The organism is Pseudomonas chlororaphis subsp. piscium (assembly GCF_003850345.1).
In the GTDB taxonomy this organism is placed as follows: Bacteria; Pseudomonadota; Gammaproteobacteria; order Pseudomonadales; family Pseudomonadaceae; genus Aquipseudomonas; species Aquipseudomonas piscium.
This window is the reverse complement of sequence record NZ_CP027707.1, coordinates 2703230-2728357: the sequence shown is the minus strand read 5'-3', so window position 1 is coordinate 2728357 and position 25128 is coordinate 2703230. Positions and strand designations below refer to the sequence as shown.

Here is a 25128-nt window from a genome sequence, read left to right as displayed (position 1 = left end):
AAGGGTTTTGTAGGATCCTGCCACAGCTTCAAGGTTGGTGATCCCTGAGTCGGCACGTATGATGCATCACAATTTCCCGCAGATTAGAAGCCTATGTCCCTGATAGTTCTACTGCTTCTGCCTTTTATCGGCAGCTGTCTGGCGGCCTTGCTGCCGCACAACGCGCGTAACACCGAGTCCCTGCTGGCAGGCCTGGTCGCCTTGGCCGGTACCGTGGCGGTGGCCTCCATGTACCCGCAGATCGCCCATGGCGGCGTGATCCGTGAAGAGTTCAACTGGCTGCCCAGCCTCGGCCTGAACTTCGTCCTGCGCATGGACGGCTTCGCCTGGCTGTTCTCCATGCTGGTGCTGGCCATCGGTACCCTGGTGTCGCTGTACGCGCGCTACTACATGTCGCCGGAAGACCCGGTGCCGCGCTTCTTCGCGTTTTTCCTGGCCTTCATGGGTGCCATGCTCGGCCTGGTGATTTCCGGCAACCTGATCCAGATCGTATTCTTCTGGGAACTGACCAGCCTGTTCTCCTTCTTGCTGATCGGCTACTGGCACCATCGCTCCGATGCCCGGCGCGGCGCCTATATGGCACTGATGGTTACCGGCGCGGGGGGCTTGTGCCTGCTGGCGGGGGTCATGCTGCTCGGCCATGTGGTCGGCAGCTACGACCTGGACCAGGTCCTGGCTGCCGGAGATCTCATCCGAGCCCATGCCCTCTACCCCATCCTCCTGCCCCTGATCCTGATCGGCGCCCTCAGCAAAAGCGCGCAGTTCCCCTTCCACTTCTGGCTGCCCCACGCCATGGCCGCCCCGACACCGGTGTCGGCCTACCTGCACTCGGCGACCATGGTCAAGGCCGGGGTCTTCCTCCTCGCCCGCCTCTGGCCCTCGCTGTCCGGCAGCGAAGAATGGTTCTGGATCGTCGGCGGCGCCGGCGCCGCGACCCTGGTGCTGGGCGCCTACTGCGCGATGTTCCAGAACGACCTCAAGGGCCTGCTGGCCTACTCGACCATCAGCCACCTGGGCCTGATCACCCTGCTGCTGGGCCTGAACAGCCCGCTGGCCGCGGTGGCCGCGGTGTTCCATATCCTCAACCACGCCACCTTCAAGGCCTCGCTGTTCATGGCCGCCGGCATCATCGACCACGAAAGCGGCACCCGCGACATCCGCAAGCTCAACGGCCTGATCAAGCTGATGCCGTTCACCGCGACCCTGGCCATGGTCGCCAGCGCCTCCATGGCCGGCGTGCCACTGCTCAACGGTTTCCTGTCGAAAGAGATGTTCTTCGCCGAGACGGTGTTCATCAATTCCACCGCCTGGGTCGAGGCCGCCCTGCCGGTGATCGCCACCATCGCCGGGACCTTCAGCGTCGCCTACTCCCTGCGCTTCACCGTGGATGTGTTCTTCGGCAAACCGGCCGAAGACCTGCCGCACACGCCCCACGAACCACCGCGCTGGATGCGCGCGCCGGTGGAGCTGCTGGTGTTCACCTGCCTGCTGGTGGGGATCTTCCCGGCGCAGATGGTCGGCCCGCTGCTAGCCGCGGCCGCCCTGCCGGTGGTCGGCGGCACCCTGCCGGAGTACAGCCTGGCGATCTGGCACGGCCTGAATGCGCCGATCATCATGAGCCTGATCGCCATGTCCGCTGGCATCGTGCTCTACCTGCTGCTGCGTACCCCGCTGGTGCGCGGCCACTTCGCCTACCCGCCGCTCATTGGCCGCTTCAACGGCAAGCGCCTGTTCGAGCGCAGCCTGGTGAGCATGATGCGCCTGGCCCGGCGCCTGGAGCGGCGGATCAGCACCAAGCGCCTGCAGACCCAGCTGTTCCTGCTGGTGCTGGTGGCGGTGCTGGCCGGCCTGATCCCGATGCTCTACAGCAGCCTGAGCTGGGGCGACCGACCGAAGATCCCGGGCTCCATCGTCTTTGTCACCCTCTGGCTGCTGGCCATCGCCTGCGCCCTGGGCGCCGCCTGGCAAGCCAAGTACCATCGCCTGGCGGCCCTGACCATGGTCAGCGTCTGCGGCCTGATGACCTGCGTGACCTTCGTCTGGTTCTCCGCGCCGGACCTGGCCCTGACCCAACTGGTGGTGGAAGTGGTGACCACGGTGCTGATCCTGCTCGGCCTGCGCTGGCTGCCACGGCGGATCGAAGACGTCTCGCCGCTGCCCAGCAGCCTGCCCAAGGCCCGTGCCCGGCGCCTGCGCGACCTGCTGCTGTCGATCGCCGTCGGCCTGGGCATGGCCGTACTGTCCTACGCCATGCTGACCCGCCAGACTCCCAACGACATTTCCTCGTTCTACCTCAGCCGCGCCCTGCCGGAAGGCGGCGGCAGCAATGTGGTGAATGTGATGCTGGTGGACTTCCGCGGCTTCGACACCCTGGGCGAGATCACCGTGCTGGCGGCCGTGGCCCTGACCGTGTTCGCCCTGCTGCGGCGCTTCCGCCCACCGAAAGAAAGCATGCAGTTGCCGGCCCAGCAGCGCCTGCTGGCGCCCGATGTGGTCACCGACCTGGTCAACCCGCGCCACGCCAGCGACACCGCCCTGGGCTTCATGATGGTACCGGCGGCGCTGGTGCGCCTGCTGCTGCCGATCGCCCTGGTGGTGTCGTTCTACCTGTTCATGCGCGGCCACAACCTGCCGGGCGGCGGTTTCGTCGCCGGCCTGGTGATGTCGGTGGCGTTCATCCTGCAGTACATGGTCGCCGGCACCCAGTGGGTCGAGGCCCAGATGAGCCTGCGGCCGCTGCGCTGGATGGGCACCGGCCTGCTGTTCGCCACCCTGACCGGGCTCGGCGCCCTGGCGTTCGGCTACCCGTTCCTGACCACCCATACCCTGCACCTGGACCTGCCGCTGCTGGGTGATATCCATATCGCCAGCGCGCTGTTCTTCGACATCGGCGTGTATGCCGTGGTGGTCGGCTCGACCCTGCTGATCCTCACCGCGCTGGCGCACCAGTCGGTGCGTGCCCAAGTCAAACCCCAAGCCAAGCCAGGAGCCGCCTGATGGAAGAAGTCATTGCAATCGCCATTGGTGTGCTGGCGGCCTCCGGCGTCTGGCTGGTGCTGCGGCCGCGGACCTTCCAGGTGGTGATGGGCCTGTGCCTGCTGTCCTACGGGGTCAACCTGTTCATCTTCAGCATGGGTAGCCTGTTCATTGGCAAGGAGCCGATCATCAAGGACGGCGTGCCCCAGGACCTGCTGCACTACACCGACCCGCTGCCCCAGGCACTGGTGCTCACGGCGATCGTCATCAGCTTCGCCATGACCGCGCTGTTCCTGGTGGTCCTGCTGGCGTCCAGGGGCCTGACCGGCACCGACCATGTGGATGGCCGGGAGCCCAAGGAATGAACCTGATGCCGCACCTGATCGTCGCGCCTATCCTGCTGCCGCTGCTGACCGCCGCGGTGATGCTGATGCTCGGCGAGAAACATCGCCCGCTCAAAGCCAAGATCAACCTGTTCTCCAGCATGCTCGGCCTGGGCATCTCCGTGCTGTTGCTGTGCTGGACCCAGCAGACCGGCGTGCCCGGCTCCGTCGGCGTGTACCTGCCGGGCAACTGGCAGGTGCCGTTCGGCATCGTGCTGGTGGTCGATCGCCTGTCGGCGCTGATGCTGGTGCTCACCGGGATCATCGGCGTCAGCGCCCTGCTGTTCGCCATGGCCCGCTGGGACCGCGCCGGGGCCAGCTTCCACGCATTGTTCCAGATCCAGCTGATGGGCCTGTACGGCGCCTTCCTGACCGCCGACCTGTTCAACCTGTTCGTGTTCTTCGAAGTGCTGCTGGCCGCCTCCTACGGCCTGATGCTCCACGGCTCGGGCCGCGCGCGGGTGTCCGCCGGCCTGCACTACGTGGCGATCAACCTGCTGGCCTCGTCGCTGTTCCTGATCGGCGCGGCGCTGATCTATGGCGTCACCGGCACCCTGAACATGGCCGACCTGGCGCTGAAGATCCCGCTGGTACCGGAAGCCGACCGTGGCCTGCTGCACGCCGGCGCGGCGATCCTCGCCACCGCGTTCCTGGCCAAGGCCGGCATCTGGCCGCTGAACTTCTGGCTGGTGCCGGCCTACTCCTCGGCCAGCGCGCCGGTGGCGGCGATGTTCGCGATCATGACCAAGGTTGGCATCTACACCCTGCTGCGCCTGTGGACCCTGCTGTTCTCCGGCCAGGCCGGGGCCTCGGCCTACTTCGGTGGCGACTGGCTGATCTACGGCGGCATGGCGACCATCGTCTGCGCGGCCCTGGCGATCCTCGCCGCGCAGCGCCTAGAGCGCATGGCCAGCCTGAGCATCCTGGTCTCCGCCGGGATCCTCCTGGCGGCGATCGGCTTCGCCCAGCCCAAGCTGATCGCCGGCGCGCTGTTCTACCTGGTCAGCTCGACCCTGGCCCTCAGCGCGCTGTTCCTCCTGGCGGAATTGATCGAGCGCTCGCGTTCGGCCAACGAAATCCCCCTGGACGACGAGGTCGAAGCCCTGCCCCGGCCTCAGGAGTCGTTGCAACCGCCACCGGGCACCAACCTCGACGACGAGCAGAAAGCCGTGGTCGGCCAGGTGATTCCCTGGACCATGGCCTTCCTCGGCCTGAGCTTTATCGCCTGCGCGCTGCTGATCATCGGCATGCCGCCGCTGTCGGGGTTCATCGGCAAGCTGAGCCTGATCGGCGCCCTGCTCAACCCGGCCGGACTGGGCCAGGCCAGCGATGCGCCGCTGTCCGGCGCCGCCTGGGGCCTGCTGGCCTTGCTGATCCTCTCCGGCCTGGCGTCGCTGATCGCCTTTTCGCGCCTGGGCATCCAACGCTTCTGGACCCCGGAAGAGCGGCCCTCGCCCGTGTTGCGGCGTTTCGAGTGCGTGCCGATCATTGCCCTGCTCGGGTTGTGCATGCTGCTGACCGTCAAGGCCGAGCCGCTGCTGCGCTTTACCCAGGCCGCCGCCGACAGCCTCAACGACCCGCAACAGTATGTGATGGCCGTGCTCGGCACCCGGGCGATCCCCAACCCCGAAGCCCAGGCGGCGTTGCAGGAGGTGCAGCCATGAAGCGCCTGTTCCCCGCCCCCTGGTTGTCGCTGGCGCTGTGGTTGCTGTGGCTGGTGCTGAACCTGTCCGTCAGCCCCGGCAACCTGCTGCTCGGCGCCCTCCTGGGGTTCTGCGCGCCCTTGATGATGCGCCCCTTGCGTCCGCTGCCGATCCGCATCCGCCGCCCCATGACCATCCTGCGCCTGTTGCTGGTGGTCGGCCGCGATGTGCTGCTGTCGAACCTGGCCGTGGCCTGGGGCGTGCTCAACGCCGGGCGCCGCCCGCCGCGCTCGCGCTTCGTCAAGATCCCCCTGGAGCTGCGCGACGCCAACGGCCTGGCCGCGCTCTCGACCATCACCACGGTGGTGCCGGGCACGGTGTGGTCCGAGCTGTCCCTGGACCGCAGCATCCTGCTGCTGCATGTGTTCGATCTGGACGACGAAGCGGCGTTCATCCAGCACTTCAAAACGACCTACGAGCGTCCGTTGATGGAGATCTTCGAATGAGTGCCCTGCTCACGAACGCGATCCTGCTCAGCCTGTTCCTGTTCTCCGTGGCCATGGTCCTGACCCTGGTCCGGCTGTTCAAGGGCCCCTCGGCCCAGGACCGGGTCCTGGCCCTGGATTACCTGTACATCCTGGCGATGCTGATGATGCTGGTGCTGGGCATCCGATATGCCAGCGACACCTACTTCGAGGCGGCGCTGCTGATCGCCCTGTTCGGCTTCGTCGGCTCCTTCGCCCTGGCCAAATTCCTCCTGCGTGGCGAGGTGATCGAATGAATGCCGTCAGTGAACTGTCGTGGTGGATCGAGGTACCGGTGGCGATCCTGCTGGTGCTCGGCAGCGCCTTCGCCCTGATCGGCGCCATCGGCATCGTGCGCATGAAGGATTACTTCCAGCGCATGCACCCACCGGCCCTGGCCTCGACCCTGGGCGCCTGGTGCGTGGCCCTGGCGTCGATCCTGTATTTCTCGGGGATGAACTCGGGGCCTGTGCTGCACGCCTGGCTGATTCCGATCCTGCTGTCGATCACCGTGCCGGTGACCACCCTGCTGCTGGCGCGGGCGGCGCTGTTCCGCAAGCGCATGGCCGGCGACGATGTGCCGGCGGAAGTCAGCAGCCGGCGTAGTGAGAGCGGTAGCTGAGTTTTTCAGCGCCTGGATAGACGCCATCGCGGGCAAGCCTCGCTCCTACAAGGGTCGCATCGTTCTCGATGACATGAACAACGCGGCTTTTGTAGGAGCGAGGCTTGCCCGCGATGCTTTTAAACATTCAGCAACTCAGTTCCAGGCCACCACCAACAACCCCGCCCCCAGCACCACGCACAGCGGCGAATAGAACAGGGTGTCCAGCCGGGCGAACCTGGACCCGCTGACCTCCTTGAAGAACCCCACCAGGTTCGAGTCGCCGATGGCCCGGGCGAACATCAGCAGGGCCATCGCGCTGATCACCCATTGCAACGACGGGTGGCTCACCGTCGGCAAATACAGGCCCACCCGCAGGCATACCAGCATCGCGATCAACAGCAAGCCCACCGCCACCAACAGAGTGGCGAACCCCGAGGGTTTGAACGCCGGCTCCAGCTCACCCGGTGTCCTGCCCGGCACCTGGGGGATCGCCGCCTCGCTGCCGCGCTTGCCGCCGGCGGCCCAGTACAGGTGGATCAGGCTGATCAGCAGGAAGGCTCCTGCCATCCATTGCGCGATCAAAACATTCATATGCAAACATCCATGGCAAAAAATGTTGCTGAAGAATGGACCCCCTCACGCGTTTTTGTAAGTACGTTCGTCGCCTGCGATGGTAAAGTGCCGCCCCATGAAATTAGCCCGAACCGATCGCTCGCTCATTGCCTGGATGCTCTATTGCTGCGTCCTGTTCAATGTGTTCGCCTGCAGCATCGGCCACGGGCAAATGGTCGGCCAGCAGCTCAACGGGATCGGCGGCCAGTTCTGTACGGTGGACCCGCGCACCCAGGCGCCGGTCTCCTCCAACCCGGTCGACGAATCGCTGCCGACCCTGTCCAAGGCCTTCGGTTGCCCGCTGTGTTCCACCGGCGGCATGGGCCCGGCGTTCAATTCCAGCCTGACCCTGGCGATCCTGCCGCAGCACCACAGCCCGCCGCTGGCGCCCCGCTCCACCGCTGACATCCCCGCCCGCTTCACCTGGCCCGCGGCCCACCCGCGCGCGCCGCCCGCCTTCGCCTGAGTCTTCCGCCCTTGTCATCAGCCCGCCCCGTGCCAATGCACGGTGTTTGTTCGTGGGCTGCTTCCTAGCCAAGAATTCAGGATGTACCGATGAAACACATTCCCCTGCTGGCCAGCCTGTGCGGCTGCCTGTCCGTTAATGCCTGGGCGCAATCCAGCGTCGACCTGGCACCGATCACCATCGACGGCGACCAACCTGTAGAACCCGGCCTGGCCCTCGACCAGTCCAGCGGCATGGCCTCGCGCCTGGGCCTGAGCGTCCGTGAGACCCCGGCTTCGGTGGCGGTGGCCAACCGCAACGACATCGAGCGGCGCGGCGCGCAGAACTTCCAGGACGCCGCCAACACCCTGCCCGGGGTCAATGCCAGCGCCCCGCCGGGGTTCGGCGGCTTCATCTCGTACCGTGGTTTCACCAACAGCCAGATCACCCAGATGTTCAACGGCATCAATGTGTCCAGCGGCCTGGCGCGACCGGTGGACTCGTGGATCTATGACCGGGTCGAGCTGCTCGGCGGCCCCTCCTCACTGGTCAATGGCGCCGGCTCCGTGGGCGGTTCGCTGAACTACGTGACCAAGCTGGCCGACCGCCAGGAACGGGCCATCGAGGGCCGGGTCAGCTATGGCAGCTACGACACCACGGAAACCGCCTTCGGCCTCAACCACGCCCTCAGCGAAGCCGGCGACGAGGTGCAGCACTACGCCCGCCTCGACGTCAGCCACAACACCAGCAACGGCTACATCGACCGCCAGGAACGGGATGCCTGGAGCATGGCGTTCTCCCTGCTCAGCGACCTGACGCCGAACCTGTCCCACACCCTGGCCCTGGAATACCAGGACGAACACGAGGACAGCCCGTACTGGGGCACCCCGGTGCTCAACCCCAAGGCCGGCGAGCTGAAGATCGACAAGCACAACCGCTTCAACAACTACAACGTCGAGGACGGCCGCTACGAGCAGCGCACGATCTGGGTGCGCTCGATCCTCGACTACCGGATCAACGACAGCACCAGCCTGCGCAACACCCTCTATCACCTGGACAGCCAGCGCGATTACCGCAACCTGGAAACCTACCAGTACAACGCCGACAACAGCGCGGTGAACCGCTCCACGGCCTATCAGGTGCGGCATCAGGGCGAGCAGAACGGCAACCAGTTCGAGCTGCGCCACGACACCTCGATCTTCGGCCTGGACAGCACCTGGTCCGGTGGCTTCGAGTACAAGGTCAACCGCACCACCAACTCGCCGCTGAACGTCAAGGCGGCCAACAGTGTCGACCCGAACAACTACCAGCCGGGGCATTTCTACGACCTGCCGGGCACCCGCCAGGGCTTTGTCGCCGACAAGACCAACGAGGTCACCACCAAGGCGCTGTTCGTCGAGAATCGCCTGGCCCTGACCGACCAGCTGGCGCTGCTCACCGGCCTGCGCTACGACGACATCGACCTGGACGTGACCAACCACCGATTGGTGACCGCGAGCAACCCACGGCACCTCAAGCGCAGCTGGGAGCCGGTCACCGGCCGGGTCGGCCTGACCTACCAGTTCCTCCCCAGCGCTAACGTCTATGTGCAGTACAGCACCGCCGCCGAGCAGCCCAACAACAGCACCCAGGACTTCGATGTCTCCACGGGCAAGCAATGGGAAGTGGGCAGCAAGTTCGATTACCTGGACGGCCGCGGCTCGGCGACCCTGGCGGCCTACCGCATCGAGCGCAAGGACTTCGCGGTGACGGACCCGCAGGACCCGACCCTGAGCATCCCGGTGGGCCAGCAAACCTCCAAGGGCATCGAAGTGGCCAGCTCGCTGCGGGTCACCCCCAAGCTGCTGTTCGAGGGCAACTTCGCCTGGGTCGACGCGCAGTACGACGAGTTCACCGAGAAGAACGCCGCGGGCGTGGTGGTGTCACGCAAGGGCAATACCCCGACCAACGTGCCGGACCGGGTCGGCAACCTGTGGCTGACCTATGACCTGGCGCCGCAGTGGCAGACCGGGGTCGATGCGCGTTATGTGGCCTCGGTGTACGCCGACACGGCCAACACCCTGACCGTGCCCTCCTACACCCTGTACGGCACCTTCCTCACCTACAAGCTCGACAACCACACCTCAATCACCGGGCGGGTGCGCAACCTGACCGACGAGGTCTACGCCAGGTTCGCCCATGTCTCGCCGGCTTACTACCTGGGTACGCCACGGACCTTCGAACTGGCGGTACAAAGCCGCTTCTAAAAGCATCGCGGGCAAGCCTCGCTCCTACAAAGGTCACGTCGTTCGTTCCATCGTGAACGACATCAGCCTGTAGGAGCGGAACTTGCCCGCGATAGCGATCTCATCCTCACCACAGCGTCTTCAGTCAAGACTCGCACTGACCTTATCCGCCACATCCCCGGGCAACCACGCCCGCCACACCTGCGGATGCGCCTTGAGAAACGCCTGCGCCGCCTCCCGAGGCGGCGTGTGCTTTTCGCTCATCTCGGCCAGGGCCTTGTTCAGCGCCTCGATCGGCAAGTCGACCTTGCCGAAGAACTCGGCGATCTGCGGGTACTGCTTCTGAAACGGCGTGGACACGCCGATGGACAGCTTCGAGGCCAGCGAGCGCGTGGGGCGTGGATTGGGGTGCTCGGCGTCGGTCAGGGTTTTCCAGGCCTCGGCATCGAACGGCGGCTCTTCCAGCTGGATCAGCTTGAAGCGACCGAGCAACGGGGTCGGCGACCAGTAGTAGAACAGCACCGGCTGGCCGCGACGGATCGATGAAGTGATCTCGGCGTCCAGCGCCGCGCCGGAACCGCTGCGAAAGTTCACATAGCTGTCGGTCAGGCCATAGGCCTTGAGCTTCTGCTTGTTCACCACTTCCGAGGTCCAGCCGATGGGGCTGTTGAGAAAGCGCCCCTTACCCGGGCTTTCCGGGTCCTTGAACACGTCCTTGTAGCGCTTGAGGTCCGTGACGCTACGCAAACCCGGCGCCAACGGCTTGATGCCCTTGGCCGGGTCGCCCTTGACCACGTATTCCGGCACCCACCAGCCTTCGGTGGCGCCCTTCACCGTGTCGCCCAGGGCCGCCACCTTACCCTCGGCCTCGGCCTTGACCCACACCGGGCTGCGTCCGGCCCACTCTTCGCCGATGACCTGGATGTCGTTGTTGGCCAGCGCGGTTTCCAGGGTGATGGTGGTGCCCGGCAAGGTGTCGGTCGGCAGGCCGTAACCCTTCTCGACGATGGTGCGCAGGATATCGGTGATCAGGCTGCCGCTTTCCCAGTTCAGGTCGGCGAAGTGGATCGGCGTCGGTGCCGCCCAAGCGCCGGCGGGCGCCAGCAAAATACCGAAGCCGAGCAGCGCGCCGCCCAGCAGTGTCCGCAGTCCTTTCATGCCTGGTGCCCCTTTGGCTGTTCACAGCGTTGCAGGATGGTCTTGCGGCCCTGGGCCGCAAGCCTCTGACTATTCAAGTCATCTGACTGTAGTAGAGGTTCCTGCTTTCGATGGGGACTTCAGTTTTCGCCCTGCTCCTGCAGGCGCTGCAACTCGCGGCGCACCATGCTGGCGTATTCCGCCGGTTTCAGGACATACAGCTGCGAGGCCACCCAGGCCAGCCAGGCGCCTTGCAGCACGGCCTTGCGTTCGAACAGGCGCTGTGCCTCGGCGCGAGCGCGCTCAAGATGCTGCTGGTGGAATTCGGCGCGACTCACTCGCTGGCCTTGAAGCTCACCAACTCACCCTTGCGCCATTTGGCGGCCTTGCCGGTCACGGCTTTCAGGGTCTTGGTCAGGCCTTCCTGCAACTGCTGGTTGGCGGCGAACACCGTCACCACGCTGTGGCCTTCCTTGAACAGGATGGCGTGGCCGTCGGCGGTGCTGACAAAGGCGTATTCGCCCAGGCCGTAGACGGTCAGCTTGATCTCGCGGAAACGGATTTCGAACTTGCCACCTTCACGGCTGGGCAGGACCGCCGCGCGGAAATGATCGCCGACCTTGAGTTCCAGGCGCGGCTTGTCGTCCACGACCAGCGCCGTCTCGGTATCGATTTCGGCGACATAAATGCCTTCCGGCGTCTGTTCGGTGATGTAGACGAAACGTGACTGGAACTGTTTGACCAGCTTGGCGCGCAAATCGCCCAGGACAAACAACGCGTGCATATCAAGATTACTTACTGCCAAGGAAAGGTCCCCGAAGCTGAAAATGACTCTGTCCGCGTAAACGACGGACAGCAAAAAAGGCGGCCGAACCGGCGCCGTGACTCCACATGAAAACAATCTGAAAAAGCACCACTCGCCAACGCGTAGGCGCAAACACCGGAGCGCCCCTCCCAGGAACAACCGGAAGGACTACCGGACCGTTTGGCCCGCATCAAGCGCAGAAGAAAGTGGTTCCGACCCGCCGAGAAAGCTGCGCACTCACTGTCGATCGGAAAACCTCACGATCCTTTCGTCACCCTTCATGGGACGGGAGTGCTGCAGGTAAACATCAATCTCTGACCGCCGGGGCAATTCTAGAGCAACTTTATGTATTCAGAGCAACCCATGCATGAGCAAATCGCTGAAAAAACCTCTTTTATCCTGCCGGTCAGCCACTTGCGTGACTTAACTCAGCCATCGACGGGCAACAACTGCCATACTGCCGCGACCTTGAAGCCAGCCACCGGCCAGGCTTCACCAGCATATTTTCCAGGGGAAAGTCGGACGTGACGGAATTCGATATAGGCGAGTTTTTCATTCATGGCGAAGCCCGGGACGTCGAGGGCGAGTTCCAGGCCGTGATCGTGATGCGCGCCAAGCCACCGCTGCGCACCGTGCGCTACCACCAGGTGGAAAAGGACCGCTGGTTCAAGACCGCGGAACTGGCCGAAGCCGCCGCCAAGGACGCTGCCCGCGCCCTCAAGCAGGCCGTCGACCAGGGCGCCCTGAACCTCTGAGCCCAGGGTAAAGGATTGCCGCGCACGACCGACATATTGGCGAGCCTTCCGATAAAGAGCGCCATGATGATCGACCTCAACCCACCTGCCCGTCTCCCCTCCCTGGCCGAGTTCGCCCTGCCAGGCACGGCGGGCAGCGAAAGCCCGGCGAGCGATCCGTTTGACCTGCGCACAGCGATCACCCGGGCGAGCAACGCCGCCCCCGACGGCGTGCTCGAAGCGAAAAAGAAACGCATCAAGCTGCTGCGCAAACAGATCGAGCAATTGCAGCAGCGGCTGCGCAAAGCCAACGAGCGCCTGGCGATGGTGCAAAGCGCTGCCCGGCATCGCACAACCGATGCGCACATGCAGGCCTTGTCCGCCGCCCGGGCCCAGGCCCAGGCCGCCAGCAGCGCCTTGTCGATGGCCCAGGTGGCGCTGTTCCAGGCCGAAAGCGCGGTGATCGGCAGCGAGGTCTGAAGGCGCGGGTGCCTGCGCCCTCAGGCCGAACGACTGAACAGCGGGTGTCCGATCCTGTCCTGCGCCAGCTGGGCCAGCCAGGACGCCTGGCACTCCACGGCCTCGTCCCGGCTGGCGAACGGCGCGCCGCGGCGCTCGCCATTGACCAGCACGACCCAGCACACATTCAGCCCGACCGCGCGAAAGGTGGCCGGTACACCGCTACCAATCATCACTGCGACATCGACTTTGCTTTGCATGAGGACTTCTCCTGGCAACTAGTTAGCTAGCTAACAATGCTGACCATATTAATGAGTTCCCCTGCTGGGAAAAAGCCATCCCTTGCACAGCTTCGTTGCGGGGTCGGTAACAATGGCCAGCGGCCATATCTTGGCGACCCCAAGGTTAAGTCCGGGTTATCAAGAACCCTGCTCCGGCTTGTAGCCCAGGCGCAAACCGCCCCAATGCCGGCCCTTGACCCTGATCGGCACCGACAGGTCGTGCATCAGCTCGCCGGTATCGCGGGTGTAGGTTTGCAGCAACAGCGGCTGCTGGTGGCTGCCGCAACGGATGCCGGTGCGATCCTCGAACTTGCGTTTGGTGCGGTTGTGCAAGGTGTCCAGCTGCGGATCGCCGGTCAGCGGCTGGGAGAACGCCTGGTTGTGGGTCGGCACGTAGCCCTGGGGCGTGCAGGCGATGGCGAACACCAGGCCTTCATGACGCGCCAGCAAGGGCTCCTGGATCGCCGGCAGCACCTGATCGGCATAACGGTCGAAGCGGGTCTGGTATTTCACCGGCTGGGTATTGGCGATCGGCTGGTAGCTGCAGTCGAACAGGTCGTCGAGGCTGATGCGACTGGCCGCAAGGTCCGCCTCGAACTGTTCGGCGATACGTCGGGCGCCTTCCTGGGCCAGGTCGTAGATGCGCTGGTGGTAGTCGTCCAGGCCGACCTCGGCCAGGCGCTCGCTGATGATTTCCGCCTGCCCTTCCATCTGCACCGCCGCCTCGGCCAGGCTGCGGGTCTGCTGGTCGCTCACCGCCAGGTCGCCGCGCACCTGCTCCACGGCATGGAACAGGCTGTCCAGTTGCTGGCGATTGGTCTCGGCGCCGCGGGCGATCTCGCCGACCTGGCTTTCCACCCCGGCCGCCAGCCGGGCAATGTTCTGCAGGTGCTGGCCGGTGGACTCCACCTGCTCCACCCCGGTGTTCAGGTCGCTGGACAGCTGGCGGATCTGTTCCACCACCTGGGCCGTGCGCTGCTGGATATCGCTGACCATCACCCCAACCTCATCGGTGGCGGTGGCCGTGCGCCCGGCCAGGCCGCGCACTTCATCGGCCACCACGGCAAACCCACGACCATGCTCCCCGGCCCGCGCCGCCTCGATGGCGGCATTCAGCGCCAGCAGGTTGGTCTGGCTGGCGATCGACTGGATCACCAGCGCCACCCGCTGGATGTCTTCGCTGCGCTGGCTCAAGGCTTCGATCAGTTCACGGCTGTCGTTGGCACTTTGGCTGAGGCGGTGCATGCGGGTGATGGACTCGCCCAGCACCACGCTGCCTTCGGCGCTGCTGCGATGGGCTTCGCTGGCGGCGCTCAGGGCCTGCTGGCTGAGCTGTGCGGCCAGTTGCTCGGTGTGGATCATCGCCTCGGCGCTGCTGACGATGCGCGCCGCCGAGTCCAGTTGCGATTGCACCCGCCCGGCCAGTTGCCGGACCGAATAGGCCACGCCGGCGGCCGACAGCGCGTTATGGCTGGTGCTGTAGGACAGGTCGCGAGTCAGCGCGGCGATCTCGCCATTACCGACATTGCTGGCCGGCGTCACGGTCTTGGGCGCGACCAGGCGCGGCAGCCAGACAATCAGCAGCATCAGCGGCACGGCGAGGTAGAGAGAAAGCAGCCCCTGGGACAGGGCATACAACACCAGCAGCAAGGCGCCGCTTTGCAGGGCTGGCCCCCACCAGCGCCGGGTGTTTTGGGCTACTGACAGCGGTTGCGCAATGGCAGCCGACAAAGATCCGTCTTGCGTCATCTGGAATACCCCATGCTTTTCTAATTATTTGCTCTGCATTGAACGCCACTAAAAAGCCATTATCCATGGTCCATTAGTCGCAGGTTTGCAGCAGATCAATAGAAATGCACGGGGGCTTTCAGGGCGCCCGGAAACGACTCGCGGGCAAGCCCGCCATCCCAGGTGCAGTGGCGACCTTGGGGTGGGGCTTGCCCGCGAGGGGAGAAGTCTTGGCGATCAGGCCTGACGCTGGTGCTTGTCGATCTGCTCGTGACGTTCCTGAGCTTCGATGCAGTACTTGGTGGTCGGGCTGATCAGCAGGCGTTTCAGGCCGATCGGCTCGCCGCTGTCGTCGCACCAGCCGAAGCTGTCGTCGCCGATACGGCCCAGGGCCTGCTCCAGCTGCGGCAGCATGCGCTGGTCGCGGTCGATAGCGTTGACCAGCCAGGTCCGCTCTTCCTCTACGGAAGCCGCGTCCGCAGGGTCGGCCGGGGTGTCCAGGCTCTCAATGGCGATTCGGTTCTGTTCGATGCGCTCGTGGGTTTCGACCTTCATCGCCTGCAACAGCTCAGTGAAAAAAGCCAGCTGCTCGGCGTTCATGTAGTCATCCGCCGGCATGGCCAGCAACTTTTCCTTTGTCATTGATTTCTCTATAAAAAATACGTGCATTAAGGCGAATTAAAGCTGTTTTCCGTGCCCCCTTTCGGGGCATCGGAAAGGCGCCATACATTCCAAGCGCCACCCGGCACTCAATTTACGAGGGGCGGCAGTCTAAGGCCCGTTTGAGGCCTCAGCAACTGAAATGACATCGAATTTGTCCGACAAGCCCTGAAAGCCCGCCAGGGTTGGCTTTGGCGGCGGTTATCGGAGTGCGTTTATAACAAGAAATTCCATCGGCCGGGGTCTTTTAGAAGACAAACGGCAACGGCAGGCCCGAAAAAGGCCTGCCGTTGCTGTGGAGTATGGCGCGTCTAACGCTTCTGTAGGAGCGAAGCTTGCTCGCGATAACGGTGTATCAGTCAGTACGCCATCGCGGGCAAGCCTCGCTCCTACAGAGGAAAGATCAGCGCTTGAGCTTGCGCTTGTTGCGGTACTGGTCGATGACCACCGCCACCACGATGATCAGGCCCTTGATGATGTCCTGGATGTAGGCATCGACCCCGACGAAGGTGAAACCGCTGGCCATCACCCCGAGGATCAGCGCGCCGATCACGGTGCCGGTGATGCGCCCCACCCCACCGGCCAGGCTGGTGCCGCCGATCACCGCCGCGGCGATGGCGTCCAATTCATAGGACATGCCCATGCCCGCCTGCCCGGTCGCCGCCCGCGCCGAGGCCACCACCCCGGCCAGCCCCGCCAGCAGCCCGGCGATGCTGTAGACGATCACCAGGTGGCGCTTGACGTTGATCCCCGAGGTCCGCGCCGCCTGCATGTTGCCGCCGATGGCGTAGGTGTACTTGCCGTACTTGGTGTAGCGCAGGGCGATATGGAAGATCACCGCCACCACCAGGAAGATGATCACCGGCATCGCGCCGTGGCCGATGGCCGTGTAGGAATCCGAGAGCATGCTGATCGGCTGGCCTTCGGTGTAATAACGCGCCAGACCGCGCGCCGAGACCATCATGCCGAGGGTGGCGATAAAGGGCGGGATACCGGTGATGGCGATGATGCTGCCGTTGATCGCCCCCGCCAGCAGCCCTACCCCCAGCCCGGCCACCACCGGGATCCACACCGGCAGGTCGGTCAGCGACGGGAACACCGCGCGGGTGAAGTCCGAGGTCTGCGCCAGGCTGGCGGCGATCATCGCCGACAACGCCAGCACCGAGCCGGACGACAGGTCGATGCCGGTGGTGATGATCACCTGGGTCACGCCGATGGCCAGCAGGCCGATGATCGACACCTGCAGGATCATCAGCACCAGGCGCTGGGAGTTCATCAGGAAGCTCTGGTCGCGCACTATCCAGCCGAACAGTTCGAACACCAGGCCGATACCGATCAGCACCAGGAAGATGCTCAGTTCGGTGGGCAGGCGCCGGCGCGTTCTGGCTGGCGCCGCCGCGGGTTTGTTTTCCAGTATCGCGTTCATAAGCCTTCACCTTCTTCTTGTATGGCCGGCGGCGAACACTCCTCGCCGGCGGCCTTGATACGTTTGCCGGCTAGTGGACCAGGGACATCCCGGAAGCCAGTTGCATGACCTTCTCCTGGGTCGCTTCGCCGCGGTCGAGGGTGCCCATCAGCTCGCCCTCGTGCATGACCATCACCCGGTCGCTCATGCCCAGCACTTCCGGCAGCTCCGAAGAGATCATGATCACCGCCATGCCTTCGCCGGCGAGGTAGGCGATCAGCCGGTAGATCTCGGCCTTGGCGCCGACGTCGATGCCGCGGGTCGGTTCGTCGAGGATCAGCACCCGCGGGTTGGTCATCAGCCAGCGGGCGAGCAAGGCCTTCTGCTGGTTGCCGCCGGACAGGGTGTCGATGCACTGCTCCAGGGACGGGGTCTTGACCCGCAGCTTCTTGCACATGTCTTCGCACAGGGCGCGCAGGGCCTTCTGCTGGATGAAACCGTTGCCGGCATAGTGCGGCAGCACCGCCATCTCCATGTTTTCCAGGACCGACAGGCAGGGGAACAGGCCGCTGAGCTTGCGGTCCTCGGTCAGCAGGGCAAAACCCTTTTCGATGGCCATGTGCGGGTCGCTGATGCGCACCGGCTGGCCGTCGAGGCGGATCTCGCCGCCGTCGCTGGGGGTGATGCCGAAAATCGTCTCGGCCACATTGGTGCGGCCCGAGCCCATCAGCCCGGCGATGCCGAGAATCTCCCCGGCGTGCAGGTCGAAGGACACCCCCTCGAACACCCCGTCCAGGCGCAGGTCGCGCACCGACATCAGCAGCTCGCCTATGGGCTTCTCGCGCACCGGGAACAACTGGCTCAGTTCGCGGCCGACCATCATCGAGATCAGGCTGTCGCCGTCCATGCTGTCGGCCCGTTGCAGGCCGATGTAGGCACCGTCGCGGAACACCGCCACTTCATCGGCGATGGCGAACACTTCGTTCATCTTGTGGGTGATATAGATGATGCCCTTACCCTGGGCCTTGAGGTCGGCGATGATCGAGAACAGATGCGCCACCTCTTTCTCGGTAATGGCCGAGGTCGGCTCGTCCATGATCAGGATGTCGGAGTCGTAGGACACCGCCTTGGCGATCTCCACCATCTGCCGCTCGGCGATGCTCAGGTTGCCCACCTGCTCCTCGGGGTCGAGGTTGATGCGCAGGCGTTCCAGCAACAGCGCGGTGCAGCGGTGCATCTCGCGGTGGTCGATCATATGCAGGCCGTTGAGCTGCTCGCGGCCGATCCAGATGTTCTCGGCGATGCTCATGTGCGGCATCAGGTTGAGTTCCTGGTGGATCATCGCGATCCCCGCCTGCAAGGCCGCCAGCGGCGTCTCGAAATTCACCCGCTGGCCCTTGAGCCGCAGCTCGCCGGCGTCCGGCTGGTAGATCCCGGCGATGATTTTCATCAGGGTCGACTTGCCCGCGCCGTTCTCCCCCATCAGTGCCAGCACCGTGCCGGGACGCACCCGCAGCTGCACATCGGACAGGGCGACAACCCCGGGAAAACCCTTGCTGACGTTGATGACTTCCAGCAGGTAGGGCTGCTGTTCAGACACAGGCTGGGCAGACTGGACGGCTGGCTGCACAGCCGCCGCCGGGATGCTCGAAGCAGTCGCTGAAGCGAACATGATCAGGTACTCCATCCGCGGGGCAGCCGGGCCACCCCGTCGGCTTATTGTTGTTATGGAACGGACGCGCTTATTTGAACTGGGCGACGTTTTCCGGGGTGATCAGGCGATAAGGCACCCACACCGCCTGTTCCACCGGCTCGTGCCTGGCCATCTTCACCGCGGTGTCGATCGAGCCGTCGGCCTGGCCCTTGGCATCCTGGAACACCGAGACCGCCAGGTCGCCCTTCTGCACCGCGCGCAGGCCGTCGGGCGTGCCGTCGACCCCGGCGATCAGTACGCTACCCTTCTCCACCCCGGCCTGTTTCAGCGCCATGGCGGCGCCGATGGCCATTTCATCGTTGTTGGCCACCACCGCATCGAACTTGCGGCCCTGGGTCAGCCAGTCGTTGACCAGGGTCATGGCCTTGTCCCGCAGCCAGATCCCGGTCTGTTCCTGCTCGACCTTGATCCCCGGGTATTTGGCCAGCACTTCCTTGACGCCCTTGGTGCGGTTGGTGGTGGAGTTGTTCGCCAGGTCGCCCAGCAGGATCACCACCTCGCCCTTGCCGCCCATCTTGTCGGCCAGGTACTGCATCTGCATCTGCCCGGCCTCCAGGTCGTTGGAGGCCACGGTGACCACGCCCTTGGGCAGGTTCAGGTCGTCCGGACGGCGGTTGACGTAGACCAGGGGAATCCCGGCCTTGACCGCCGCCTCGGTGATCTTGCGGGTCGCCGCGGTGTCCACCGGGTTGACCACGATGGCGTCGACCTTCTGGCTGATAAAGCTTTCCACCTGGCTCAGTTGCTTGACCACATCGGCCCGGGCGTCCTCGAACTGCAGGGTGACGCCGTCCGGCAGGGACTTGGCTTTCTGGTCCATGGATTCGCGCAGGTAGGTCAGCCAGGTGTCGTCGAACTGCGACATGCTCACGCCGATCTTCAGGTCGGCGAACGCCGAGCCGCTACCCAGCAACAGGGACAGGGCGAGCGTGGCAAAACGGGTCTTGGTCTTCATGAAAGGTCTTTCTCCACATTCTTGTAGGTTTTATGGATAAGGCGCAGAAACCACTCAGTGAGGCAGACGAACGATCGGCGCGCCGGGCATGCAGCACACCAGCGCGCCCTTGCGTTCGACGCAAAGCAGGCGGACCAGGGACTGGACGACGGGGGTGTGCCTAGGTGTTTGGCGAGACAGCGGACGGCGGCGCAATAACGCGCGACGAAGCAGGTGCAAAGCGGAACTGAAGGTTTTCATCGACGGTACCTGTTGTTTTTGTTGGCGGGTTCCACTCGGCTCAAGGCGGGCTTGAGGTCGGTGCGAGAACCCTGCTAGTCGGCAACCTGGAAATGACTTTATTGGAAAATAATTTCTATATCAACTCATTTTAGAATTTTATTCCAAATTCATTCTGCAGCCGGAAATCGGCCATTTCCACCACCTGGCGCTGGCGCCAGCTCAGGCGCGCGGCGTCCAGTACGCGGGTGGTAGCCAGGGCCTCGGCCGGCGTCACCGGCAGCGGCCCCTGCCCTTGCAGCGCCGCCTGCCAGCGTTTATAGAACTGCAACCAGTCGCCCCGCTCGGAGGCTATTCGCTCGCGAATCTCGCCTTGCTCGAACCAGCCCCAGCGCCGATGTTCCTCGACGCCCCAGCGCTCGCCCTCGGTCTGTGGCGACTGGCCGGCAACCAGCGCCTCCTCCTGGCCGTCCAGGCCCTCGACCGTATAACTGCCGGCCGAACCGCTGACCCGGAACCGCGGCCCCTGGCAGTTCTGCAGACAACTACCGGATAAATGTGAAACCACGCCGTTGGCATGGCTCAGGGCGAGGAAAAACCCGTAGTCGCAGGTCGGCGCCTGGGCGGCGTACTGCAACTCGGCATAGACCCGGGTCACCGGGCCGAACAGCTGCAAGGCCTGGTCCACCAGATGGCTGCCAAGGTCGCGCAGGAACCCGCCGCCACTGGTATTGCCCACGGCCTGTGGCACATAGCGCTCGACCCGTGACTCGAAGCGGCTGACGCTGCCCAGGGCGCCGCTGTCGATCAGCTTGCGCAGGGTGAGGAAGTCCGAGTCCCAGCGCCGGTTCATATATACGCTCAGCGGCACCCGACGGGTTGCCGCGGCGTCGATCAGTGCCCTCGCCTGTTCCACGTCGCTGGCGAAGGGCTTGTCGCTGACCACCGGGATACCGCGCTCGATGGCTTCCAGCACCAGCGCCGCGCGGCCCTCCAGCGGGGTGGAAATCACCAGCCCGTCGATCCCGGCTGCCACCAGTTGCTCGATGCTGTCGAAGGCCCGTACCCCGGGATGCTCCGCCGCCAGCAACTGCCGGCGCTCGGCCGACAGGGTAACCACCCCGACGAAAGTCGCGCCGGGCAGGCTGGCAATCAGCGGCGCGTGAAAATGTCGGCCACCATGGCCGTAACCCACTAAACCAATGCGCATCGCAAAGCCCTCCTTATATAGAACCCGCCGTATTGCTGTAGGCGATGTAGTCGATGTAGCCGCTGGCGCAGCCTGCGATCGACCACGCAGTGGTCGCAATCACGGCACATGCGGTCTTTCAGTTCGATCCGCGCCGCCAGGTTTTGCGAGGACGTTGTCCTCGATCGCAGGCTGCGCCAGCGGCTACAGGCGGCTGTGTTTATGTCAGCGGCACAGCTCGCTGCTGACCCGTTCCAGCATCATCCGGTTGGATTCGTCCGGGCGGTCTTCCCAGGCGAACACCGAGACCGTGGCGATGCCGTCGAACTGGATCTCGCGCAAGGTATCGAAGAACGCCGTCCAGTCCACTTCGCCCTGGCCGATGTCCAGGTGCTGGTGCACGGTGGCGGTGACACCCGTCGGGTTGACGATATAACGCAGGCTCGACGACGCCTTGTGGTTGTAGGTGTCGGCGATGATCAGATGGCTGAGCTTGCTGCCCGCGTACTTGAGCATCGAGGCGATGTCGCCCTTGCCGTCGTCATAAAAGAAGGTGTGCGGCGCCGCATACAGGTAGTTGATCCAGTCCCGGTCGAAGCCGCGGATGATGTCCACCGACTCGTTGTTGCGCTCGCAGAAATCATAGGGATGGGCCTGGATATCCAGCTTGATGCCCTCGCGCTCGAACTCCGGGATCAACTCGTCCATGGAGCGCATGAACTGGTTCTCGCACACCAGCGGGTTGTCCGACTGGCCGGTGAACTCGGTGTTGACCAGCTCGCAGTCCATTTCCACGGCGATCTGGATCGCCCGCTTCCAGTTGCGCACCGCCGCCACGCGCAAGCCTTCGTCGGCGGCGGCCCAGTGGTACATCGGCAACAGCGATGAGAGCTGCACGCCACTGTCGCTCAGGGCCTTGCGAAACGCCTTGATCCGCGCCCGGTCGACCCGGGGCGCCTTGTAGAACGGCAGGAAATCCTCGCGGGGCGACAGCTCGATGTACCCATAGCCCAGTTCGGCGGCCTTGTCGGTCATCTTGCCCAGCGGCAGGTGGCGGTACATGTAGGGGTCTAGTGCGATACGCATTTTAGTGTTCTCCCCGAATCTCAAGTGTTGACCTGTAGCCGCTGCCGCAGGCTGCGATAAGGCCGAAGGCCTTCAGCGATCTTGAGGCCTTGCGCGCCCTTCGGTCGCGATCGCAGCCTTCGGCAGCGGCTACAAAGTTGCTGTGTACCCTGTAGGAGCGAAGCTTGCTCGCGATAGACGTTAACGATGACGCGTATTTCTGGATAAACGCGGCGCTCTCAGGTCCATCGCGGGCAAGCCTCGCTCCTACGAAATCAGCATTCAGCTATAGAAAGCCGGGCGCGGCGGCTGCGCGACCTTGACGATCTGCCCGCTGTTCTGCGCCTCGATGCAGGCATCGGCGGCCACCGCGGCGGCATAACCGTCCCAGGCCGAAGGGCCACCCACCTGCCCCGCTCGCACGCCGTCGATAAAGGCCTGCAGCTCGACGTCATAGGCGGCGATAAAGCGGTCTTTCCAGTCCATCAGGATCGCGTTGGACAGCTTGGCCTCGCTGCGCAGCTGCACCTGGGACGGTTCCGGCAATTTGGCGATGCCGGTCTCGCCCACCACTTCGCACTGGATGTCGTAGCCGTACTGGCAGTTGACGAACACCTCGACGTCGATGCGCGTGCCCTTGGCGGTTTCCAGCAGCACCACTTGCGGGTCTTTCAGATGGGCCAGGGCCTTGCTCGACTTGCGCGGGAACACCACCTGCACCGACACGTAGTCGTCGGCCAGCAGCCAGCGCAGCACGTCCAGCTCATGGATCAGGGTGTCGGTGATCGCCATGTCGGTCTTGTAGTTCTCGCCGACCCGCGGGTTGCGGTGGGCGCAGTGCAGCATCAGCGGCTCGCCGATCTGGCCGCTGTCGATCACCGCCTTCAGGGCGCGGTAGCCGGAATCGTAGGGACGCATAAAGCCCACCTGGACCAGGCGCTTGCCGTGGGCCACCTCGGCCTCGACTATCTTGCGGCAGCCGGCGGCGGTCACCGCCAGCGGCTTCTCGCAGAACACCGGCTTGCCGGCGGCGATGGCGGCCAGCACGAACTCCTCATGGCTCGGCCCCCAGGAGGTGACCAGCACCGCCTCGACCTCCGGCGCCTTGATCAGCGCGTGGCCATCGGGATACACCTCGGCGGCGATCTTCAACTCGGCCACCACCTTCGCCGCCTGCTCCAGGTTGATATCGGTGACCGCCACCACCTGGCTGCCCAGCAGGGTCTGGCTGCAACGACGAATGTGGTCCTGGCCGATGGCCCCGGTACCGATGACGCCCAGTTTCAAAGACATGGTGCTACTCCTGTTGTTGTTCGCTTGAGAGCAATCAGTACTGCCGGGCCTTGGCCAGGCGTTCATTGAGTTGTTTGGCCACCGCATCGGTACGGGCGCTGGTGGACACCTGCGCCACCCCGACCCGCCACCAGGACAGGTACTTGTGGATCATGGTCTTGGGCAGGACCTTGATATCGATCAGGGTCGACACGCTCTGGGTCCGCGCATCGGCCAGGGCCGCCTGCAACTCTTCCACGGTCCTCACCTTGTAGGTCTTGCAGCCATAGGCCGCCGCGCTCATGGCGAAATCCACCGGCACGAAGGCGCCGTCGAGCTTGCCGGTTTCGGGGTTGCGGAAGCGGAACTCGGTGCCAAAGCTGTCCATGCCGTGTTCCATCTGCAGGTTGTTGATGCAGCCGAAAGTCATGTTGTCCAGGAGCACCACGTTGATCTTGCGCCGCTCCTGGATCGAGGTGGTCAGCTCCGAATGCAGCATCAGGTAGGAGCCGTCGCCCACCAGGGCGTAGACCTCGCGCTGGGGCTCGGCGAGCTTGACCCCCAGGGCCGCGTTGACCTCGTAGCCCATGCAGGAATAGCCGTACTCGACGTGGTAGGTGTTGACCCCCTTGCTGCGCCAGCTGCGTTGCAGGTCGCCGGGCAGGCTGCCGGCGGCGGCGACTATCACCGCGTCGTCGGCCAGGGTCTGGTTGAGCACACCCAGCACCCGGCTCTGGGTCAGGCAGGAGCCGGTCAGCTCGATGAATTCGCGCAGCACCGCCAGGTCCATATGGTCGTTAATCTCCGGGACAAAGCCGTCGGCGCGGTATTCGACCTGATAGACCCGGTCCACCTCCGCGTCCAGCTGCGCCCGCGCCTGACTGATCTGGTCGCCCCAGGCGGCCTGGTAATCACTGCGCGCCAGGGCCGCGGCCAGTTCGTTCAGGCCGTCCCGGGCGTCCGCCAGCAGCTGCACGCCATCGAGTTTCAGGGCATCGCAGGGGCTGATATTGAGGTTGAGAAACTGCGCATCGGCGCGGAACAGCGACTTCGAGGCGGTGGTGAAATCGCTGTAGCGGGTGCCGATGCCGATGATCAGGTCCGCCTCTTTCGCCAGCAGGTTGGCCGCCAGGCAACCGGTCTCGCCGATGCCGCCGAGGTTCAGCGGATGGCTGGAGACCACCGCGCTCTTGCCGGCCTGGGTTTCGGCGAAGGGAATACCGAAGCGCTCGGCAAAGGCTTGCAGGGCTTCGTTGGCCCCGGAGTATTTGACCCCGCCGCCGCAGATGATCAGCGGCTTGCGCTTGCCGGCAAAGGCCGCCACGGCATCCTCGAGCATGGCCGCGCTGGCCGGCCGGCGTTCGATGCGGTGCACGCGTTTTTGCAGGAAGTAATCCGGGTAATCGTAGGCCTCGGCCTGCACATCCTGAGGCAGGGCCAGGGTCACCGCGCCGGTTTCCGCCGGGTCGGTGAGCACGCGCATGGCGTGGATCGCCGCGGTCATCAGTTGCTCGGGGCGGTTGATGCGGTCCCAGTATTTGCTCACGGCCTTGAAGGCATCGTTGGTGCTGATGCTCAGGTCGTGGAACTGCTCGATCTGTTGCAGCACCGGGTCGGGCTGGCGGCTGGCGTAGACATCGCCGGGCAGCAGCAACAAGGGAATGCGGTTGGCGGTGGCGGTCGCCGCGGCGGTCAGCATGTTCGCCGCGCCCGGGCCCACCGACGAAGTACAGGCGTAAATCTTGCGCCGCAGGTGCTGCTTGGCGAAGCCGATGGCGGCATGGGCCATACCCTGCTCGTTGCGGCCCTGATGCACCACCAGTTCGCCGCTGTCCTGCTCCAGGGCCTGGCCCAGGCCGAGCACGTTGCCGTGGCCGAAGATGGTGAAGATCCCGGCGACGAACTTGCTCTGCACCCCATCGATCTCGACGTACTGGTTGTCGAGGAATTTCACCAGGGCCTGGGCCATGGTCAGTCGTGTCGTAGTCATGTCTGCACCTTTGAATAGGGTGAAGGTTGCTGCTGTTCTGTAGCCGCTGCCGCAGGCTCGGGCCGCGTTCGGACGATAAGGTCCGCAGGACCTTCGGCGATCT

25 protein-coding genes are annotated in these 25128 nt (G+C 64.5%); 10 read left to right on the top strand and 15 right to left on the bottom strand.

Translation table 11 applies throughout. From position 1 onward, the window contains the following. The first annotated feature begins 93 nt into the window (after positions 1-93). The 6 genes from C4K38_RS12755 to C4K38_RS12730 are packed head-to-tail and all read left to right on the top strand — an operon-like array spanning position 94 to position 6148. Positions 94-2997, top strand: coding sequence for a monovalent cation/H+ antiporter subunit A (locus C4K38_RS12755; RefSeq protein WP_053278680.1), 2904 nt, complete (start codon positions 94-96; stop codon positions 2995-2997). Continuing rightward, the gene (locus tag C4K38_RS12750) at positions 2997-3341 is read left to right on the top strand and encodes a Na+/H+ antiporter subunit C (RefSeq protein ID WP_003202835.1); all 345 of its coding nucleotides are present in this window, start codon (positions 2997-2999) and stop codon (positions 3339-3341) included. The genes C4K38_RS12755 and C4K38_RS12750 overlap by 1 nt, the downstream gene beginning before the upstream one ends. After that, positions 3338-5023 carry a monovalent cation/H+ antiporter subunit D gene (locus C4K38_RS12745; RefSeq protein WP_053278679.1) on the top strand — a complete coding sequence of 562 codons (1686 nt, stop codon included), beginning with the start codon at positions 3338-3340 and terminating at the stop codon, positions 5021-5023. The genes C4K38_RS12750 and C4K38_RS12745 overlap by 4 nt, the downstream gene beginning before the upstream one ends. After that, positions 5020-5508 (top strand): Na+/H+ antiporter subunit E, encoded by a 489-nt coding sequence (locus C4K38_RS12740; RefSeq protein ID WP_025809430.1) that lies wholly within the window; start codon positions 5020-5022, stop codon positions 5506-5508. Before C4K38_RS12745 ends, C4K38_RS12740 begins: the two co-directional genes overlap by 4 nt. Continuing rightward, positions 5505-5783: a K+/H+ antiporter subunit F gene (locus C4K38_RS12735; protein ID WP_009048485.1), complete on the top strand. Its 279-nt coding sequence runs from the start codon at positions 5505-5507 to the stop codon at positions 5781-5783. Before C4K38_RS12740 ends, C4K38_RS12735 begins: the two co-directional genes overlap by 4 nt. Continuing rightward, on the top strand, positions 5780-6148 hold the full coding sequence (locus C4K38_RS12730; protein WP_053278678.1) for a Na+/H+ antiporter subunit G: 369 nt from the start codon (positions 5780-5782) through the stop codon (positions 6146-6148). The genes C4K38_RS12735 and C4K38_RS12730 overlap by 4 nt, the downstream gene beginning before the upstream one ends. A gap of 135 nt (positions 6149-6283) precedes the next feature. On the opposite strand, the gene C4K38_RS12725 is transcribed toward C4K38_RS12730, so the two are convergent. Continuing rightward, positions 6284-6721, bottom strand: coding sequence for a DUF3995 domain-containing protein (locus C4K38_RS12725; RefSeq protein WP_053278677.1), 438 nt, complete (start codon positions 6719-6721; stop codon positions 6284-6286). A gap of 97 nt (positions 6722-6818) precedes the next feature. Between C4K38_RS12725 and C4K38_RS12720 the strand changes: the two genes are divergently transcribed. Together C4K38_RS12720 and C4K38_RS12715 are read left to right on the top strand one after the other, a co-directional pair. Further along, a complete protein-coding gene (locus C4K38_RS12720) occupies positions 6819-7208 on the top strand; it encodes a DUF2946 domain-containing protein (RefSeq protein ID WP_053278676.1) in 390 nt (129 codons plus the stop codon). A gap of 89 nt (positions 7209-7297) precedes the next feature. Further along, entirely contained in the window at positions 7298-9433 is a 2136-nt protein-coding gene (locus C4K38_RS12715; protein WP_053278675.1) for a TonB-dependent receptor, read from the top strand. A gap of 120 nt (positions 9434-9553) precedes the next feature. Here C4K38_RS12715 and C4K38_RS12710 read toward each other — a convergent pair whose 3' ends face one another. The 3 genes from C4K38_RS12710 to C4K38_RS12700 all read right to left on the bottom strand — a co-directional run bounded on the left by C4K38_RS12710 (position 9554) and on the right by C4K38_RS12700 (position 11333). Beyond that, a complete protein-coding gene (locus C4K38_RS12710) occupies positions 9554-10570 on the bottom strand; it encodes an ABC transporter substrate-binding protein (RefSeq protein ID WP_053278674.1) in 1017 nt (338 codons plus the stop codon). A gap of 119 nt (positions 10571-10689) precedes the next feature. Further along, positions 10690-10887 carry a hypothetical protein gene (locus C4K38_RS12705; RefSeq protein WP_053278673.1) on the bottom strand — a complete coding sequence of 66 codons (198 nt, stop codon included), beginning with the start codon at positions 10885-10887 and terminating at the stop codon, positions 10690-10692. Continuing rightward, positions 10884-11333, bottom strand: coding sequence for a hypothetical protein (locus C4K38_RS12700; RefSeq protein WP_031286381.1), 450 nt, complete (start codon positions 11331-11333; stop codon positions 10884-10886). Before C4K38_RS12700 ends, C4K38_RS12705 begins: the two co-directional genes overlap by 4 nt. 545 nt (positions 11334-11878) lie before the next feature. On the opposite strand from C4K38_RS12700, the gene C4K38_RS12695 reads away from it, so the two are divergent. Continuing rightward, on the top strand, positions 11879-12109 hold the full coding sequence (locus C4K38_RS12695) for a hypothetical protein (protein WP_016701793.1): 231 nt from the start codon (positions 11879-11881) through the stop codon (positions 12107-12109). Positions 12110-12175: 66 nt separating this feature from the next. Further along, entirely contained in the window at positions 12176-12568 is a 393-nt protein-coding gene (locus tag C4K38_RS12690) for a hypothetical protein (RefSeq protein WP_053278672.1), read from the top strand. Between the two features lie 20 nt (positions 12569-12588). Here the strand turns inward: C4K38_RS12690 and C4K38_RS12685 are convergent, their stop codons facing one another. From C4K38_RS12685 to iolD, 11 genes are all read right to left on the bottom strand, one after another. After that, entirely contained in the window at positions 12589-12807 is a 219-nt protein-coding gene (locus tag C4K38_RS12685; RefSeq protein ID WP_053278671.1) for a hypothetical protein, read from the bottom strand. Positions 12808-12966: 159 nt separating this feature from the next. Continuing rightward, entirely contained in the window at positions 12967-14190 is a 1224-nt protein-coding gene (locus C4K38_RS12680) for a methyl-accepting chemotaxis protein (protein ID WP_414860345.1), read from the bottom strand. 603 nt (positions 14191-14793) lie between these two features. Then, positions 14794-15198, bottom strand: coding sequence for a TraR/DksA family transcriptional regulator (locus C4K38_RS12675; protein WP_007923643.1), 405 nt, complete (start codon positions 15196-15198; stop codon positions 14794-14796). Positions 15199-15619: 421 nt separating this feature from the next. Continuing rightward, the gene (locus tag C4K38_RS12670) at positions 15620-16642 is read right to left on the bottom strand and encodes an ABC transporter permease (protein ID WP_007923642.1); all 1023 of its coding nucleotides are present in this window, start codon (positions 16640-16642) and stop codon (positions 15620-15622) included. Positions 16643-16712: 70 nt separating this feature from the next. Further along, entirely contained in the window at positions 16713-18293 is a 1581-nt protein-coding gene (locus C4K38_RS12665) for a sugar ABC transporter ATP-binding protein (RefSeq protein WP_053279042.1), read from the bottom strand. A 70-nt stretch (positions 18294-18363) separates the two neighbouring features. Then, the gene (locus C4K38_RS12660; protein WP_009048473.1) at positions 18364-19290 is read right to left on the bottom strand and encodes a sugar ABC transporter substrate-binding protein; all 927 of its coding nucleotides are present in this window, start codon (positions 19288-19290) and stop codon (positions 18364-18366) included. A 54-nt stretch (positions 19291-19344) separates the two neighbouring features. Continuing rightward, positions 19345-19530 (bottom strand): hypothetical protein, encoded by a 186-nt coding sequence (locus C4K38_RS32565; protein WP_081001484.1) that lies wholly within the window; start codon positions 19528-19530, stop codon positions 19345-19347. 130 nt (positions 19531-19660) lie between these two features. Next, positions 19661-20719 (bottom strand): Gfo/Idh/MocA family protein, encoded by a 1059-nt coding sequence (locus tag C4K38_RS12650; protein WP_053278669.1) that lies wholly within the window; start codon positions 20717-20719, stop codon positions 19661-19663. 204 nt (positions 20720-20923) lie between these two features. After that, positions 20924-21784, bottom strand: coding sequence for a sugar phosphate isomerase/epimerase family protein (locus C4K38_RS12645; RefSeq protein WP_053278668.1), 861 nt, complete (start codon positions 21782-21784; stop codon positions 20924-20926). A gap of 261 nt (positions 21785-22045) precedes the next feature. Then, the gene (gene iolG / locus C4K38_RS12640) at positions 22046-23056 is read right to left on the bottom strand and encodes a bifunctional inositol 2-dehydrogenase/D-chiro-inositol 1-dehydrogenase (protein WP_053278667.1); all 1011 of its coding nucleotides are present in this window, start codon (positions 23054-23056) and stop codon (positions 22046-22048) included. 34 nt (positions 23057-23090) lie between these two features. After that, positions 23091-25025 carry a 3D-(3,5/4)-trihydroxycyclohexane-1,2-dione acylhydrolase (decyclizing) gene (iolD, locus tag C4K38_RS12635; protein WP_053278666.1) on the bottom strand — a complete coding sequence of 645 codons (1935 nt, stop codon included), beginning with the start codon at positions 25023-25025 and terminating at the stop codon, positions 23091-23093. Between the last annotated feature and the right edge of the window lie 103 nt (positions 25026-25128).